This window comes from Neisseria sp. HMSC069H12 (genome assembly GCF_001812735.1).
GTDB classification, from domain to species: Bacteria; Pseudomonadota; Gammaproteobacteria; order Burkholderiales; family Neisseriaceae; genus Neisseria; species Neisseria subflava.
Map to the genome: position 1 here is coordinate 47,810 of NZ_KV810303.1, position 14,967 is coordinate 62,776.

General features: G+C 45.9%; 17 protein-coding genes and 2 pseudogenes. 8 read left to right on the top strand and 11 right to left on the bottom strand.

Translation table 11 applies throughout. The features are described from left to right. Positions 1 to 208 precede the first annotated feature (208 nt). Together HMPREF2872_RS10925 and HMPREF2872_RS10930 are read left to right on the top strand one after the other, a co-directional pair. Complete coding sequence (locus HMPREF2872_RS10925; RefSeq protein ID WP_101755247.1) at positions 209 to 1,192, top strand: ribose-phosphate pyrophosphokinase; 984 nt, start codon at positions 209 to 211, stop codon at positions 1,190 to 1,192. A gap of 65 nt (positions 1,193 to 1,257) precedes the next feature. Then, positions 1,258 to 1,830 (top strand): 50S ribosomal protein L25/general stress protein Ctc, encoded by a 573-nt coding sequence (locus HMPREF2872_RS10930; RefSeq protein WP_049329443.1) that lies wholly within the window; start codon positions 1,258 to 1,260, stop codon positions 1,828 to 1,830. A 96-nt stretch (positions 1,831 to 1,926) separates the two neighbouring features. On the opposite strand, the gene hscB is transcribed toward HMPREF2872_RS10930, so the two are convergent. Then, positions 1,927 to 2,427 (bottom strand): Fe-S protein assembly co-chaperone HscB, encoded by a 501-nt coding sequence (gene hscB / locus HMPREF2872_RS10935; RefSeq protein ID WP_049351512.1) that lies wholly within the window; start codon positions 2,425 to 2,427, stop codon positions 1,927 to 1,929. 79 nt (positions 2,428 to 2,506) lie between these two features. On the opposite strand from hscB, the pseudogene HMPREF2872_RS10940 reads away from it, so the two are divergent. Then, positions 2,507 to 2,729 (top strand): annotated as a pseudogene (locus HMPREF2872_RS10940) (alternative ribosome-rescue factor A). Here the strand turns inward: HMPREF2872_RS10940 and iscA are convergent. The 8 genes from iscA to iscR all read right to left on the bottom strand — a co-directional run bounded on the left by iscA (position 2,689) and on the right by iscR (position 7,506). Continuing rightward, on the bottom strand, positions 2,689 to 3,009 hold the full coding sequence (iscA, locus tag HMPREF2872_RS10945; protein ID WP_003685774.1) for an iron-sulfur cluster assembly protein IscA: 321 nt from the start codon (positions 3,007 to 3,009) through the stop codon (positions 2,689 to 2,691). The pseudogene HMPREF2872_RS10940 and the gene iscA overlap by 41 nt on opposite strands. A gap of 69 nt (positions 3,010 to 3,078) precedes the next feature. Next, positions 3,079 to 3,324, bottom strand: coding sequence for a recombinase RecA (locus HMPREF2872_RS10950; RefSeq protein ID WP_070633599.1), 246 nt, complete (start codon positions 3,322 to 3,324; stop codon positions 3,079 to 3,081). A gap of 265 nt (positions 3,325 to 3,589) precedes the next feature. After that, a complete protein-coding gene (gene iscU, locus HMPREF2872_RS10955) occupies positions 3,590 to 3,976 on the bottom strand; it encodes a Fe-S cluster assembly scaffold IscU (protein WP_003674559.1) in 387 nt (128 codons plus the stop codon). Between the two features lie 68 nt (positions 3,977 to 4,044). After that, a complete protein-coding gene (locus tag HMPREF2872_RS12120; protein WP_283119023.1) occupies positions 4,045 to 4,173 on the bottom strand; it encodes a hypothetical protein in 129 nt (42 codons plus the stop codon). Positions 4,174 to 4,377: 204 nt separating this feature from the next. Then, positions 4,378 to 4,995 (bottom strand): hypothetical protein, encoded by a 618-nt coding sequence (locus HMPREF2872_RS10960; protein ID WP_070633601.1) that lies wholly within the window; start codon positions 4,993 to 4,995, stop codon positions 4,378 to 4,380. Positions 4,996 to 5,109: 114 nt separating this feature from the next. After that, positions 5,110 to 5,718 carry a hypothetical protein gene (locus HMPREF2872_RS10965; RefSeq protein WP_070633603.1) on the bottom strand — a complete coding sequence of 203 codons (609 nt, stop codon included), beginning with the start codon at positions 5,716 to 5,718 and terminating at the stop codon, positions 5,110 to 5,112. 75 nt (positions 5,719 to 5,793) lie between these two features. Beyond that, the gene (locus HMPREF2872_RS10970) at positions 5,794 to 7,008 is read right to left on the bottom strand and encodes an IscS subfamily cysteine desulfurase (RefSeq protein ID WP_070633605.1); all 1,215 of its coding nucleotides are present in this window, start codon (positions 7,006 to 7,008) and stop codon (positions 5,794 to 5,796) included. A 51-nt stretch (positions 7,009 to 7,059) separates the two neighbouring features. Next, positions 7,060 to 7,506, bottom strand: coding sequence for a Fe-S cluster assembly transcriptional regulator IscR (iscR, locus tag HMPREF2872_RS10975; protein WP_003680774.1), 447 nt, complete (start codon positions 7,504 to 7,506; stop codon positions 7,060 to 7,062). A gap of 359 nt (positions 7,507 to 7,865) precedes the next feature. Between iscR and HMPREF2872_RS10980 the strand changes: the two genes are divergently transcribed. After that, positions 7,866 to 9,038, top strand: a complete 1,173-nt coding sequence (locus HMPREF2872_RS10980; protein WP_070590936.1) for an alpha-hydroxy acid oxidase — start codon at positions 7,866 to 7,868, stop codon at positions 9,036 to 9,038. 61 nt (positions 9,039 to 9,099) lie between these two features. Here the strand turns inward: HMPREF2872_RS10980 and dsbD are convergent, their stop codons facing one another. Together dsbD and folE2 are read right to left on the bottom strand one after the other, a co-directional pair. Next, positions 9,100 to 10,905, bottom strand: a complete 1,806-nt coding sequence (gene dsbD / locus HMPREF2872_RS10985; protein WP_070633607.1) for a protein-disulfide reductase DsbD — start codon at positions 10,903 to 10,905, stop codon at positions 9,100 to 9,102. A 217-nt stretch (positions 10,906 to 11,122) separates the two neighbouring features. Continuing rightward, the gene (gene folE2 / locus HMPREF2872_RS10990; RefSeq protein WP_070633609.1) at positions 11,123 to 11,896 is read right to left on the bottom strand and encodes a GTP cyclohydrolase FolE2; all 774 of its coding nucleotides are present in this window, start codon (positions 11,894 to 11,896) and stop codon (positions 11,123 to 11,125) included. 178 nt (positions 11,897 to 12,074) lie between these two features. Here folE2 and HMPREF2872_RS10995 point away from each other — a divergent pair, with 178 nt between their 5' ends. The 4 genes and pseudogenes from HMPREF2872_RS10995 to HMPREF2872_RS11010 form a co-directional block, all read left to right on the top strand. Beyond that, positions 12,075 to 13,232, top strand: coding sequence for a trans-sulfuration enzyme family protein (locus tag HMPREF2872_RS10995; protein WP_049344451.1), 1,158 nt, complete (start codon positions 12,075 to 12,077; stop codon positions 13,230 to 13,232). Between the two features lie 70 nt (positions 13,233 to 13,302). After that, positions 13,303 to 13,746 carry an META domain-containing protein gene (locus HMPREF2872_RS11000; RefSeq protein WP_070633611.1) on the top strand — a complete coding sequence of 148 codons (444 nt, stop codon included), beginning with the start codon at positions 13,303 to 13,305 and terminating at the stop codon, positions 13,744 to 13,746. A gap of 98 nt (positions 13,747 to 13,844) precedes the next feature. Further along, positions 13,845 to 14,624, top strand: coding sequence for a ferredoxin--NADP reductase (locus HMPREF2872_RS11005; RefSeq protein WP_070633613.1), 780 nt, complete (start codon positions 13,845 to 13,847; stop codon positions 14,622 to 14,624). Positions 14,625 to 14,701: 77 nt separating this feature from the next. Next, positions 14,702 to 14,967: pseudogene (locus HMPREF2872_RS11010) on the top strand (adenosine deaminase); the annotation flags it as partial.

The following is a 14,967-nucleotide window of genomic DNA, read 5'->3' on the forward strand; positions in this document are numbered from 1 at the left end:
TGCGAAGGTTCGAATCCTTCCTCCCCAGCCAAATAAAAGCGTGTAAGTTTTCTTACACGCTTTTTTACGCTAAGAGCAAAATAACGCTGAAAAACTTTTTTTTACCCGTCTTTACGAGTATAATCGCATAAATTAGTGTCTTAGACATGGGGCAAAGGGAAGCGTAATGTTTTCTGAGCGTAAATCGAATTTAGAATCAGGTGAAGATATGGCTGCTTATGACAGTTTAATGGTGTTTACCGGTAATGCAAATCCGGAATTGGCGCAACGTGTTGTCAAACATTTGGATATTTCACTCGGTGAAGCTACCGTTTCCAAATTCTCTGATGGTGAAGTAGCCATTGAATTGTTGGAAAATGTGCGTGGTCGCGATGTGTTTATTTTGCAACCTACCTGCGCGCCAACCAATGACAACCTGATGGAAATTTTGACTATGGCCGATGCACTTAAACGTGCTTCTGCCGGTCGTATTACTGCCGCGATTCCATACTTTGGCTATGCGCGTCAGGATCGCCGTCCTCGCTCTGTCCGTGTACCGATTTCTGCTAAATTGGTAGCGAATATGTTGTACTCAGCAGGTATCGACCGTGTATTGACTGTTGACTTGCATGCTGACCAAATTCAAGGTTTCTTCGATATTCCGGTAGATAATATTTACGCCACCCCGATTTTGTTGAACGATATTAAACAACAACGTATCGACAATCTGACTGTTGTCAGCCCTGATATCGGTGGTGTTGTACGCGCACGTGCTGTTGCTAAATCTTTAAATGCTGATTTGGCCATTATCGACAAACGTCGTCCTAAAGCCAACGTGGCTGAAGTGATGAACATTATTGGCGATATTCAAGGCCGTACTTGCTTGATCGTAGATGATATGATCGATACGGCAAATACTTTGTGTAAAGCAGCCGTCGCCCTGAAAGAGCGCGGTGCAGATCGTGTACTGGCATACGCCAGCCATGCAGTATTCTCCGGCGAAGCAGTTAATCGAATTGCTTCTTCCGAAATTGACCAAGTAGTTGTGACAGATACGATTCCGTTGTCTGAAGCAGCAAAAAAATGTGAACGCATCCGTCAAGTTACCATTGCCGGTTTGCTGGCTGAAACGGTACGCCGTATCAGCAATGAAGAATCCGTCTCATATCTTTTCAATGAAGATGTGATGACCGGCGGCATGTTGCTGCCATAACCCGATGTCGTCTTAAGCTGGTCGCGGCCGATGACGACGATTTTATCTAAATTGGAGTATTAAACATGACTTACGAAATTCAAGCCTCTGTTCGCGAAGCCCAAGGCACTGGTGCGAGCCGCCGCCTGCGTCGCGAAGGCCAAATCCCTGGCATCCTGTACGGTGAAGGTCAAGAGCCTGTTGCTATCGCTGTAGACCACAAAACTGTATTCTACGCATTGGAAAAAGAATCTTTCCATACTGCTTTGATTAAACTGTCTTTGAACGGTGAAACTAAAGACGTTATCGTGCGTGACTTCCAAATGCACCCATTCCGTCGTGAAGTTCAACACATCGACTTCCAAGCTGTAAAAGCTGATCAACCTGTACGTATCCGCGTTCCTCTGCACATTGTTAACGCTGAAAACTCTCAAGCTGTTAAATTGCAAGGTGGTCGCGTATCCCTGTTGAACACTTCTGTTGAAGTAGTTGCTTTGCCTGCAAACATTCCTGCTTTCTTGGAGCTGGATTGTGCATCAGTAGTTGCCGGCGACATTCTGCACTTGTCAGACATCAAATTGCCAGAAGGTGTTGAAAGCGTTTCTCTGAAACGTAGCGAAAACCTGGCTGTTGCTACTGTTACCGGTAAAAAACGCTAATAGGTAGTTAATATAAGAAAACCGTATCAGATTTATCTGATACGGTTTTTGTTTTGCATATAAAATAACTAGGTCAAATGTAACAGCATATGTACTTTATAAGATTGAAGCAATTTCATTACGAAGTTTATTAAGAAAGCGTCCATGCCGTACCCATTGTGCGGCCGATTCATAATCCTGTTGTTCAAATGCTTGTTGCAAATCTTGATATAGGTTGCTTTGTACTTCTTGGATTTCTTGATCCAGCGCTCGGATGGCATCATGGTTTTGTTCCATTTGTGCATCCATTAATGTTTCTCGCCATTCCATCTGCTGCATGAGGAATTCTGGTGAAAACGAAGTGTGTTCAGGTGCATCAGCATCGATATTTTGGCTTTTCAAGAGATAAGCAGCCCGATCAATAGGGCTTTTTAATGTGCGGTAGGCATCATTAATTGTAGAAGACATCATGACGGCTTGTTTTTGCTCAAAAGCTGAGGCGGAAGCAAATTTATCGGGATGAAAACGGGCAGCTAAAGCTCGATAGGTCTGTTCGAGTGCTTCGGTATCAATATTGAAAGATGGCTCAAGCTGGAAGAGGTTGAAGTATTGAGACATGATATTAAAGGAAAAAATCTAAAGAAGAAGATTATTTTACGATATAATCCAAAAACTGTTTATACGAAAGGAAAACAATATGACCGGTAAGGTACAACACAATAAAGGCAAAATACGAGACAATGCCTTAAAAGCCTTAGTCAAATCTGATTTGTTCCGACACAAAGTAGAACGAAAAAGAAAAGGCAAGGGCAGCTATAATAGGCAAGAAGCCAAAAAATGGCGGGATGGTTTTGATACTTTCCCGCCATTTTTTATATTTTAAACGTGGAAGCTCTCACCACAGCCGCAAGAGTCTTTGACATTCGGATTTTCAAATTTGAAACCTTCCTGTAAGCCTTCTTTGGTGTAATCGACTTGCGTGCCGTCTAGATAAACCAAGCTTTTTGGATCGATATAAACGCGCGCGCCGTGTTCTTCAAAAATCAGATCATCCTCGTTCACTTCATCGACAAATTCAAGGTTGTATGCCATGCCCGAGCAGCCGCTGGTTTTCACACCCAAGCGCACACCCAACCCTTTGCCGCGTTTGGTCAGGTAGCTGTTGATGTGTTTGGCTGCGTTTTCTGTGATAGTAATCATGCTTTTTTCCTCATTTCGCAATCATTTTCTGTTTTGCCTGCTTTTTTATTTCAGACGGCATCTTGATTATCAGGTCGTCTGAAAACGCTGTTTTGCCCACTCTATTGCGGCGGCAATGGCAGCTTTAGCCTGCGGACTATTTCTCCAACAGGTCGAGCTGGTTAATTGTGCGCCCCGTTCCAGAATATCGTCTAAATCTGCCGCCGCCAGCTTGGCAATATCATCTAATCCCATTTGCTGCAAACGCTGCAATATGGTTTTACCTATGCCTTTGACAGCAAGTAGGGATTGGACTTCTTCATCAGTAAAAGGCATTTCGCCTCCTTTGATTTTGCAGGTATAACGACTAAATTAAATATAAGCTGCGATTTATTGCCCTCTCCCTAACCCTCTCCCGCGGGGAGAGGGGATAGATTGGCAGGCGGCAGTCCCAAATTTGGCGGCAACTTCAAAAGGATGAAGTTTCTGTGCTCTCAATTCACCCTGTCTGCTTAAGAGGGGAATAAATCACCAGATTTGCTTTTCTCGAAGACTCGCTAGGAGTCTTGGGCACCTGCCGACAAGGGGTCATTGAATCCGGTTATTTGTTTTCCTGACGTTTGCGATAGTCGGCAACGGCTGCTTTTACCGCATCTTCAGCCAAGATAGAGCAGTGGATTTTAACTGGAGGCAATTCCAACTCTTCGGCGATTTCGCTGTTTTTGATTGCCAGTGCATCGTCAAGGCTTTTGCCTTTCACCCACTCGGTAATCAGGCTGGAAGAAGCGATGGCGGAGCCACAACCGTAAGTTTTGAATTTTGCATCTTCGATAATTCCCTCATCGTTTACTTTGATTTGCAGACGCATTACGTCGCCGCAGGCTGGCGCACCGACCATACCGGTACCGACAGATTCGTCGTTTTTGTCGAAAGTACCGACGTTGCGCGGATTTTCATAGTGGTCGATTACTTTATCGCTGTATGCCATGATGTGGTTTCCTTAATGTTTTTGATAGTTTAAGTGGTTTGTTTGCTGGTTTTCAGACGACCTGAAATTCAGATTTTGTACGCACCGCCTTCGCAGCCGTCGTCATTTTCCGAATCGACGCCGCCTTCTACGGTAACACTGTCAAAATCTTCAAGCAGGTTGTCGAGATTGTCCAAATCTAAATCTTGTTCGTTCATGGTTTTATATCCTTGATTTTAATGTGGTGGCTTTTAGGTCGTCTAAAAAGGTCTTTGGGGATTTTCAGACGACCTTTTTTATTTATTAGGTAGGTTGGGTTGTTAAACCCAACATTTCATTAGCACATTTTTATACGTCAAAATTTCGTTAACAGACTATTTTTGCAAAGGTCTCAGTATTTATCTATATTTACACACTATTAGCTATTTTTTATATGGCCAAAAATTTTTAGAAGTTCTAAGAACTGTATACCAATTTTTCGCTTGAGAGTTATTATTTTCCTCCTTAAATTCATTATTATTCATTTGAAATTTATTATTCTTTAGTTTAGTTTTTTTATTTTTCTGTTTTATACTATTTTTCTTTTTTATATAAAGGGTAAGTATTCCACTATCTTCTTTACAGATAGCTATAAATTTAATATTTTCGCTCTTCAATAAACTGGTATTAATATTAGGTTGAAATTTCATTATTCCAAAATTTGGAATAATGATTTCTGCAGCATTTAATTTAATTTTTGTTATATCTAAAAACAGATACCTAGGAATTTTATTACTTAAATTATAACATTCAATATAGTACTCTATTTGATCAGGTACATTTTCCATCGCGTTATAAATTTGGTATTGCTCCGCATCTCTTAATAAATTTTTATAGGGAAAACGTAGGTCATTCCAATTTTGTTTATTGTTAAATATTTGTTTATTACTCAGCAATATACTTGAAAATTTTTTAATTATTTTAAATAAATATTCTAATTCATCTTCCTGTTTTGAGTCTAACGTTGATATGATTTTATGTCTAGATAAAATAGGCTTCATAATTATTATCTATTTCTATATAGATCGTCTGAAAAGCTTTTTTTAGAATTTCAGACGACCTTTTAATGTTTAGGTTGGATAAATTGCTCACTATTGTCTATTACAATTTTTTCATCAGCCATTTATAAAGGCACATTCTAAAATTGTTTGGGGTCTTCCGTTAACATTAATCGGTTTTAGTTTTGCTTGCAGGGTTTCGTATTCTTCTAAAATCAAACTGTATTTTCGAACAGGACGATATTTTCCTTTTAACACCTTGCGTGCCAGTTCCAAAGGTACATCCAACAACAAACGGGTGTAGCTGTAACCTGCGGTTTCTAATTGGAGTGTCTGGCTGATATGAACCACAGGCAAGCCATAGTAAGTACCGCTGAGTTTCAAACGGGTTTGATCAAGAATGAACTGTTCTCCATCTTCACTAAACTCCGCGCGGTGCAAAGTCATCGGCGGGTGCGCTAGATCACGGTAAGCCTTTGGCAGCTGGACTCTATTGGGATGATTCAAACGCAGGTTTTGATATTTAGAGTCTTTATCGTTCCAGTTATCGCTTACATCACTAAATGGTTCCAACAGGTTTTCCAAACGCTTATCGAATTGGCAGCCGTTTTCAAATGATTTGAATATAGGTGACCAATCAGGTTGTGTTTGTGCTGAAACCAGCGGGGCAGAGCATAGAGTCAGACAAGAAAGTAAGTGGCGTTTTTTATTTTTTATTATCGTCATTTTAGTATTTTTCTTGATGAGGCCGTCTGAAAAGGTAAAGGTCTTTTAAATTTTTCAGACGACCTTTTCTCTTGATTAATGCGCCGCCCATTCAATCGAGTTCAAATCGATACCTTCTTTAAACATTTCCCACAGCGGAGACAGTTCGCGCAGTTTACCGATTTTGGATTTAATCAGTTCTGCGGCGAATTGCACTTCTTCTTCGGTGGTCATGCGGCCGAAGGTGATGCGCAGGGAAGAGTGCGCTAATTCGTCGTTGCGGCCGAGTGCGCGTAAAACGTAGCTTGGCTCAAGGCTGGCGGAAGTACAGGCGGAGCCGCTGGATACGGCGAGTTCTTTGACCGCCATAATCAGGCTTTCACCTTCGACGAAGTTGAAGCTGACGTTCAGGTTGTTTGGAGCGCGGTGTTCGAGGTCGCCGTTGATGTAGACTTCTTCGATGCCTTCGATACCTTTGAGGAAGATATCACGTAGTTTGCGGTAGTGCGCCATGTCTTGCTCGAGTTCTTCTTTGGCAATGCGGAAGGCCTCGCCCATGCCGACGATTTGATGGGTCGGCAATGTGCCGGAACGGAAACCGCGTTCGTGGCCGCCACCGTGCATTTGGGCTTCGAGGCGGACGCGTGGTTTACGGCGTATATACAGGGCGCCGATGCCTTTGGGGCCGTATACTTTGTGGCCGGACATAGACAACAAATCAACTTTGGCTGCTTCAACATCGACAGGCACTTTGCCGCATGCTTGTGCTGCGTCAACGTGGAAAATGATTTTACGTTCGCGGCAGATTTCGCCGATGGCGGGAATATCTTGAACCACGCCGATTTCGTTGTTTACCCACATGACGGAAACGAGGATGGTGTCTTCGCGGATGGCGGCTTTCAGTACGTCTAAATCAACCAAACCGTTTTCTTGTACGTCCAGGTAAGTTACTTCGTAACCTTGGCGTTCGAGTTCGCGCATGGTGTCGAGCACGGCTTTGTGCTCGGTTTTTACGGTAATGAGGTGGTTGCCTTTAGATTTGTAGAAGTGCGCCGCGCCTTTGATGGCGAGGTTGTTGGACTCGGTTGCGCCGCTGGTAAAAACGATTTCTTTAGAGTCGGCGTTAATCAGGGCTGCAATGTCTGCGCGTGCTTTTTCGACTGCTTCTTCTGCTTCCCAGCCGAAGCTGTGGCTGTTGGAGGCTGGGTTGCCGAAAATATCGGACAGGTAGGGAATCATTTTTTCGGCAACGCGGCGGTCAACGGGAGTGGTTGCGGCGTAGTCGAGGTATACGGGGGTTTTGACGGTCATGGTTTGCTCTTTCGTTTGGTCATCTGCCTGCGGTCTTTGCCGCAAGTCGGTTTAATGAATGTGTGTAAAGGTAACGACATGACTGCTGTCGCTGCAGTTTTTTTGTTCAATGATACTTTGCAGCGTAACGCCGCTGAGGTAATCATTGATGGTTTTGTTTAAGTTTTCCCAAAGGTCGTGGGTCAGGCAGGGGGCACCGTGGTTGCAGTTTGCTTTGCTGCCGCACTGCGTGGCATCCAGTCGGTCTTCGGCTGCGGAGATGATTTGTGCAATATTGATTTGCTCGGCGGGAGCGGCAAGGATGTAGCCTCCGCCGGGGCCGCGTAGGCTTTCAACCAATCCGGCACGGCGCAGCTTGCTGAATAATTGTTCGAGGTAGGAAAGCGATATGCTTTGTCGTTCGCTGATGGCACTGAGTTTGACAGCGCCGGTTTGCGCGTTCATCGCCAAATCTATCATGGCGGTTACTGCAAATCGCCCTTTGGTAGTCAGTCTCATGGTGTGGTTGCCTGTGTGTGGCGTTTTTATTAGTGGGGGGATTGTCTAATATCTGAGTGTTTCAGTCAAGTATGTGGCGGCTCGGTTTGATTGTTTGTTTAAATGGTGGCATTGGCTGATTTTTAAATCGGAAAATATTTTCTTTATTTTTCTGCAATTTGAATTTGAGGCCGTCTGAAAAAAGGCTATCAACCCTACAAATTTCAAGGTTAAAATGTTTTGATTTAATATTGATACTGATATAGATTATCAAAATTATTCTTAAAATTTAGTTGTTTTGATGGAGTAAAATAATGAGGTGTTTGAAATGTTCAGACGGCCTTGAATCATCCATCTTACCTTAACAGAGGCAATCGACCATGAAATCTGATTTAAGCAAAATAACCTGTATCGAAGACTTGCGCCTTGTCGCCAAACGTAAAATGCCGCGTATGTTTTATGATTATATTGACTCAGGCTCTTGGACGGAAACCACTTATCGTGAAAATACTTCGGATTTTAAAGACATCCGTTTCCGTCAAAAAGTATTGGTTAATATGGAAGGACGCAGCCTTGAGACCAAAATGATCGGTCAGGATGTGAAAATGCCGGTAGCGATTGCACCGACCGGTTTCACGGGCATGGCGCACGCCGACGGTGAAATCTTGGCAGCACGGGCGGCAGAAAAATTCGGTATTCCGTTTACGCTGTCGACCATGTCCATTTGTTCGATTGAAGATGTGGCTGAAAATACCAGTTCGCCGTTTTGGTTTCAGCTTTATGTGATGCGCGACCGCGAGTTTATGGAGAACCTGATTAAGCGTGCGAAGGATGCCAAATGTTCGGCTTTGGTTTTGACTGCCGATTTGCAGGTTTTGGGTCAACGCCACAAAGACATTAAAAACGGCTTGTCTGCGCCACCGAAACCGACCATCGCCAATTTAATCAATTTGGCGACCAAACCGGAATGGTGCATGAAAATGCTGAACACGGAACGCCGCACTTTCCGCAATATTGTCGGTCATGCGAAAAACGTTGGTGATTTGTCTTCGCTGTCTTCATGGACTTCCGAACAATTCGACCCGCGCCTGAGCTGGGACGATGTAGCACGCATTAAAGATTTGTGGGGCGGCAAGCTGATTATCAAAGGCATTATGGAACCTGAAGACGCGGAAAAGGCAGCGAAAAGTGGTGCGGATGCATTGGTCGTTTCCAATCATGGCGGCCGTCAGCTTGACGATACTGTGTCGGCCATTAAGGCTTTGCCTGATGTGGTCAGCGCGGTGGGTAGCGACATCGAGGTTTGGATGGACAGCGGTATCCGCAGCGGTCAGGATATTTTGAAGGCTTGGGCTTTGGGTGCGAAAGGTACAATGATTGGCCGGGCGTTTCTGTATGGTTTGGGTGCGTATGGCGAAGAAGGCGTAACCCGTGCGCTGGAAATCCTGTATAAAGAAATGGATATTTCCATGGCGTTTACCGGTCACCGCAATATTCAAGATGTGGATTCCAGCATTTTGCGTTCTACGCGTTGGCATCAAGATGAATTTTAATTTCTGAACATAAGAAAAGGCCGTCTGAAAAACTGTTTTCAGACGGCCTTTTTATAGACGGCTATTTCTCGTTTTTGCGATACCATTCGATGAAGGCATCGGGTTTGACAAATCCTAATAAGGCTTCGCTATGACTGCCGTCGGCGCGGACAGCAAATACGCCCGGAGGGCCGAAGAGGCCGTATTCTTTCAGTAAGGCCTGATGGTCGGGAGTGTTGGCGGTCACGTCGATTTGGAAGAAGCGCTGCATATCAACTGCTTCGTGTACCTGCGGTTGGTTGAGCGTGTAGGCGGCCATTTCTTTGCAGGATACGCACCAGTCGGCGTAGAAATCAATCAGCACGGGCTTGCTTGGGTCGGCTTTCAAGGCGGCATCCATAGCAGCTTTGAGTTCGCCGACATCGGTAAACATCTTGCCGTGGTCGGTTTCTTGTCCGGCTTCGGATGGCGGAACCAGTGTTAAGAAGTGGTGCAGGGAGGTGGTTTGTTTATTAAAGCTTTGCCAGCCAAACCATGAGCCGCCAATCAGCAGTAAAAAGCCCAATACGGCGGCAACTGTTTTCAGACGGCCTTTTTGTTTGCCGGATTTCGCCAAAAGCATAAGGGCGGGAACAATCATCAGCAAGGTGTAGAGGCCGACTACTGCGAAATAAGGCAGATGCGGTGTGGCAAGATATACGGCAACGGCCAGTAAGATGAAGCCGAATGCGTATTTAATGCCGTTCATCCAGTCGCCTGCTTTAGGCAGGATATGGCCGCCGAATGTGCCGATGATGATGAGCGGCACGCCGGTGCCGAGTGCTAATACATAAAGTGCAAGGCCGCCCAATACGGCATCGCCGGTCTGGCCGATATAGCCCAGAGCAAATGCCAGCGGAGGCGCAACGCAAGGGCCGACAATCAGGGCGGACAAAATACCCATGATGAAGACGGAAATGATTTTACCGCCGGAGAGTTTGTTGCTTTGGTTTTGGAAATAGGATTGGACGGAGTTGGGCAGCTGGATATTGAAGAGGCCGAACATGGACATAGCCAGTACCACCATCAGCGCTGCGGCGGCAAGTACGACCCACGGCTGTTGCAGCCATACGGTCAACAGCGCGCCGGTCAAACCGGCAATCACGCCGACCAAGGTATAGGTCAATGCCAAACCTTGTACATACACCATAGACAAGGTGAACGCGCGGCCTTTGCCGGCTTTTTTATCGCCCACGACAATGCTGGAAATAATCGGCAGGAGCGGATACATACAGGCTGTAAAGCTTAAGCCCAAACCTGCGACAAAAAACGCCAACAGGTTGGCGTTTAAAGTATCCCAAGAGAGCTTGAAGCGGCTGCTGTCGGGATTGTTTGTACTGGGTTGCGTGGGCATTTGGCCGTCTGAAGAGGCGGACGGTTGCAAAAAGCGGTCTTTGGCAGAAACCGGCTCGTCGCTTTGCGGCTGGTAAACCCCGTTGCCTTTTACGTCAAACTCGGTGTCCACAGGCGGATAACACACACCCACTTCGGCACAGCCTTGATAAGTCAGCGTCAGTTTGTATTGCGGCGCGGCTTGTTTGTAAGGCAGGTCAACCTGTGCGGTATGGTGGTAAACCGTTTGTTTGCCGAAGAATTCGTCTTCTTTTTCTTCGCCTTTGCTGAATTTGGGTTCACCCAAGACTTTGTCAGGATTGGTCGCTGCAACGATTTTGGACTGGTACATATAGTAGCCGTCAGCGATCTTGAACTGCACGCTGATGCCTTGATCGGTTACATTGACTTGAGGTACAAAGGCTTGCTCTGGAGGCAGTAAATCATTGGCATCTACTGCGAATGCGAAGCTGCTCAAGCCTAAAAATGCAATGAGGAAATAAAGGAATTTTTTCATAGTATCTACGGAGATGCCGTTGAGGAACCGTCATTATAAACGATGGAAAAAACAATCGGCTTAATCTATGTTAAATATTGCGAGAGAAATCTAATGCTTTTGAATTATATCGAAATAGGGTTGCCCATATATGACCGATAGTCTCATGTTATCGTTCAATCTATGCAAAGGCCGTCTGAAACTTTCAGACGGCCTTTGTTTCTATTCGGCTCGGCTTTTAAGGATAAGCGATATAAGCGTAAGCGGAATGGTTGTGTATCGATTCGAAGTTTTCGCTTTCGACAACAAACGATTCGATGCGTTTGTCGGCAATCAGCGCAGTGGCCACATCGCGAACCATATCTTCGACAAACTTAGGATTTTCGTATGCTTTTTCCGTTACATACTTCTCGTCAGGGCGTTTGAGCAAACCGTAGAGCTGGCAGCTTGCTTGCGCTTCGACGTAATCGATGATTTCTTCAATGCCTACATCCGCGTTTGCTATCAGGCTGACCGTCACATGCGAACGTTGGTTGTGCGCGCCGTATTGGGAAATTTCTTTGGAACACGGACACAATGAAGTAACGGGAACCATTACTTTCAGATTGTGGCTGTATGTACCGTTTTTGATTTCGCCGGTCAAGGTGACATCATAGTCGAGCAGCGATTGGATGCCGGAGACGGGCGCACTTTTCTTGCGGAAAAACGGGAAGGAAACGCTGATTTTGCCGGAATGCGAATCCAACAGGACAACCATATCGGCGGTCAGCTTGTGCAGCGTATCGAAATCCAAAGCATCGGTTTGTTTTTCCATCAGAGCAACAAAGCGCGACATATGCGTGCCTTTTTGGTCGGCAGGCAGGAAAACCGTCATGGTCAGGCGGGCGACGGTGGATTGTTCGCCTTCTTTGCTTTTGAGGGAGATTGGGAAGCGCAGGTCTTTGATGCCGACCTGATTAATCGGCAGGTTGCGTAAATCGCGGCTGGATTGCACGTCTGCAATGGCGTTCATGCGTGGTATGTCCTTCATGATAGGATTGTTGAGATGCGTGTGGAGGGAATCGGCTCGTGTCGGCCGATTTGCAAATGCGAGATTATATCACTTGCTTTATCCGCCTGCATTGATTGTTTCTATTTTTCAGATAGTGATAAAATCTTCGATTATTCACATCTACATAGGCAGAGACCAAATGAAATTCGCCACGAAAGCCATTCATTCCAGCTACGATTGCGACGAACACAACCGCGCGCTGATGCCGCCGATTTATCAAAACAGTATGTTTGCGTTGCACGAGATTGGTGAAAATGTGCCTTACCGCTACTCGCGCCTGAGCAACCCGACCCGTCAGGTATTGGAAGATACCGTTGCCGATTTGGAGCACGGTGCGGCCGGCTTTGCGTTTTCCAGCGGTATGGCGGGCATTGATGCCGTGTGGCGTACTTTCCTGCGCCCGGGCGATACCATTGTCGCCGTCGCCGATATTTACGGCGGCGCTTATGATTTATTGGTCGATGTTTATCAAAAATGGGGTGTGAACGTTGTTTTTGCCGATTTGGGCAATCCGGATAATCTGGACGAGCTGCTCAAAGCGCACAATGTCAAACTGGTTTGGCTGGAAACGCCGTCCAATCCGCTTTTGAGATTGGTAGACATTAAAGCGCTTGCCGCGAAAGCCAAAGCAGCCGGTGCGCTGGTCGGCATCGATAACACCTTTGCCACGCCATATTTGCAACAGCCGTTGGATATGGGTTGCGATTTTGTGTTCCACTCCGCTACCAAATATTTGTGCGGCCATTCCGACGTATTGATGGGCGTAGTCGTTGCCAAAACCAAAGAGCTGGCGCAGCCTTTGCACGACATGATGGTGCATACCGGCGCGATTGCAGGCCCGATGGACTGCTGGTTGGTTTTGCGCGGTATTAAAACGCTGGCTCTGCGCATGAACGCCCATTGCCAAAACGCACTCGAAATCGCACGCCGTTTGGAAGCCCATCCTGCCATTGAAAAAGTGTTCTATCCCGGCCTGCCGTCGCACGAACATTATGAACTTGCCCAAGCACAAATGCCCAAAGGCATCGGCGGCGTGGTGACGGTTTATCTCAAAAATGACACGCGTGAAGCGGCCAACAGCGTGATTAAAAACATGAAACTGGTCAAAATGGCTTCCAGCCTCGGCGGCGTGGAAAGTCTGGTTAACCATTGCTATTCCCAATCCCACAGCGGCGTGCCGCATGATGTGAAAATGGAAATGGGCATCAAAGTCGGCTTGCTGCGTTTCTCTGTCGGTATTGAAGACGTTGACGATATTTGGAACGATATTTCCAAAGCATTGGATACGACTTTGTAAATAAGGCTCAAAGGCCGTCTGAAGGTGAATCGTTTTTCAGACGGCCTTTAGCAATAACCAAGGAATAGATATGAAAACATTATTCGGCGCATTGATGGGTATGGTGGTTTTGGCAGCTTGTACATCTCCTTCAGTATCTCAGTCTGAACAAGCCTCTAAATCTCAGGTACAAACTCAACAAACGGCGCAGCCTACTTTAGCCGCCAAATGGCGTGTTGTCGCTTTCAATAAATTCACCGAAAAAGATTTGGCCGGTACTGATGCCTATCTGGATTTGAGTGAGATGCCTAAGGCGTATGGCAAGATGGGGTGTAACGGTATGATGTTCCAAGCAAATACGATTGGTTCGGACAAAATTGATTTTGGCCATATTGCGGTAAGCATGATGCTGTGTGAAGACATGAAGCTGGAAGATGCGTTTTTGCGCAAACAAAGCGTGTGGAACTATCGTTTTGACGGTAACGATTTGATTTTGGAACAAAAAGGCATCAGTATCCGTTTGCGCCGTGAATAATCTTAAAGGCCGTCTGAAAATAAATATTTCAGACGGCCTTTTGAATCTTTATAATAAGCCCTATTTGAAACTGATACCGAATATCAAGGAAACCTATTATGGCAGCTTCTCCAGAAGCCAAGTTTACCGAAGAAAAAGTCTTGTGGATCAAACACCATACACCTAAGTTGATGACTTTTGCCATCAGCCGTCCCGAGTCCTACCGTTTTTCGGCAGGGCAGTTTTCGCGCCTTGGTTTCCGTGACGGCGAGGGCTTTATTTGGCGCGCGTATTCTGTCGTGTCTGCCGAATACGCCGATACGCTTGAGTATTTCGCGGTGTTAATCGAAGGCGGCCCGATGTCGGCGCGTTTTGCCGCGATGAAAGAGGGCGATACTATTTTGCTGGATAAAACGGCTACCGGTTTCCTCTTGCCCGAGCGTTTCCCCGACGGCAAAGATTTGGTCATGCTCTGCACGGGTTCCGGCATTGCGCCTTTCCTCTCCATTATCGAGCAGCCTGAAATCTGGCAGCGTTTCGACCGTTTGGTTTTGGCGCATTCCGTCTCTTACGCCGACGAGTTGATTTTCAACCAACGCCTTGCCGATTTGAAAGAGCATCCGCTGATTGAAGAATATTTCCATAAATTCACTTTTGTTCCGGTCACCACGCGTGAGAAAACGGAAGGCGCATTGAGCGGTAAACGGATTCCCGAATTGCTGAAGAATGGCGGCTTGGAAGAAAAAGTCGGCTTCAAGTTCACCAAAGCCGATACGCGCTTTATGGTTTGCGGCAATCCGGCAATGGTCAAAGACACTTTCCAAGCCCTGATGGATTTGGGCTACGCCATGCACCGCAACCGCATCCCCGGCGAAATCATGATGGAAAATGGTTTTTAACAGATAAATGGTCAAAGGCCGTCTGAAAGTTTCAGACGGCCTTCAATATTAAATATAAACCGAAAATCAGAGAAAATATGAATATCAAACAAGTTATCCAAGCCTTGCCCAAAGCCGAGCTGCATGTCCATATCGAAGGGACGTTCGAGCCGGAGCTGATGTTTGAAATCGCCAAGCGCAACCACATCGCGATTCCTTATGAAAATGTCGATGCGGTACGGCAGGCTTATGATTTTCATAATTTGCAGTCGTTTTTGGATATTTATTATGCCGGTGCCGGCGTCTTGTTGCACGAGGCGGATTTTTATAATTTGACCCGCGCGTATCTTGAGCGTTGCCGCTT

Coding starts and splice junctions, on each gene's coding strand:
- HMPREF2872_RS10925 (WP_101755247.1), top strand. CDS start 209: ATGGCTGCTTATGACAGTTTAATGGTGTTTACCGGTAATGCAAATCCG.
- HMPREF2872_RS10930 (WP_049329443.1), top strand. CDS start 1,258: ATGACTTACGAAATTCAAGCCTCTGTTCGCGAAGCCCAAGGCACTGGT.
- hscB (WP_049351512.1), bottom strand. CDS start 2,427: ATGTCTCAATACTTCAACCTCTTCCAGCTTGAGCCATCTTTCAATATT.
- iscA (WP_003685774.1), bottom strand. CDS start 3,009: ATGATTACTATCACAGAAAACGCAGCCAAACACATCAACAGCTACCTG.
- HMPREF2872_RS10950 (WP_070633599.1), bottom strand. CDS start 3,324: ATGCCTTTTACTGATGAAGAAGTCCAATCCCTACTTGCTGTCAAAGGC.
- iscU (WP_003674559.1), bottom strand. CDS start 3,976: ATGGCATACAGCGATAAAGTAATCGACCACTATGAAAATCCGCGCAAC.
- HMPREF2872_RS12120 (WP_283119023.1), bottom strand. CDS start 4,173: ATGAACGAACAAGATTTAGATTTGGACAATCTCGACAACCTGCTTGAA.
- HMPREF2872_RS10960 (WP_070633601.1), bottom strand. CDS start 4,995: ATGAAGCCTATTTTATCTAGACATAAAATCATATCAACGTTAGACTCA.
- HMPREF2872_RS10965 (WP_070633603.1), bottom strand. CDS start 5,718: ATGACGATAATAAAAAATAAAAAACGCCACTTACTTTCTTGTCTGACT.
- HMPREF2872_RS10970 (WP_070633605.1), bottom strand. CDS start 7,008: ATGACCGTCAAAACCCCCGTATACCTCGACTACGCCGCAACCACTCCC.
- iscR (WP_003680774.1), bottom strand. CDS start 7,506: ATGAGACTGACTACCAAAGGGCGATTTGCAGTAACCGCCATGATAGAT.
- HMPREF2872_RS10980 (WP_070590936.1), top strand. CDS start 7,866: ATGAAATCTGATTTAAGCAAAATAACCTGTATCGAAGACTTGCGCCTT.
- dsbD (WP_070633607.1), bottom strand. CDS start 10,905: ATGAAAAAATTCCTTTATTTCCTCATTGCATTTTTAGGCTTGAGCAGC.
- folE2 (WP_070633609.1), bottom strand. CDS start 11,896: ATGAACGCCATTGCAGACGTGCAATCCAGCCGCGATTTACGCAACCTG.
- HMPREF2872_RS10995 (WP_049344451.1), top strand. CDS start 12,075: ATGAAATTCGCCACGAAAGCCATTCATTCCAGCTACGATTGCGACGAA.
- HMPREF2872_RS11000 (WP_070633611.1), top strand. CDS start 13,303: ATGAAAACATTATTCGGCGCATTGATGGGTATGGTGGTTTTGGCAGCT.
- HMPREF2872_RS11005 (WP_070633613.1), top strand. CDS start 13,845: ATGGCAGCTTCTCCAGAAGCCAAGTTTACCGAAGAAAAAGTCTTGTGG.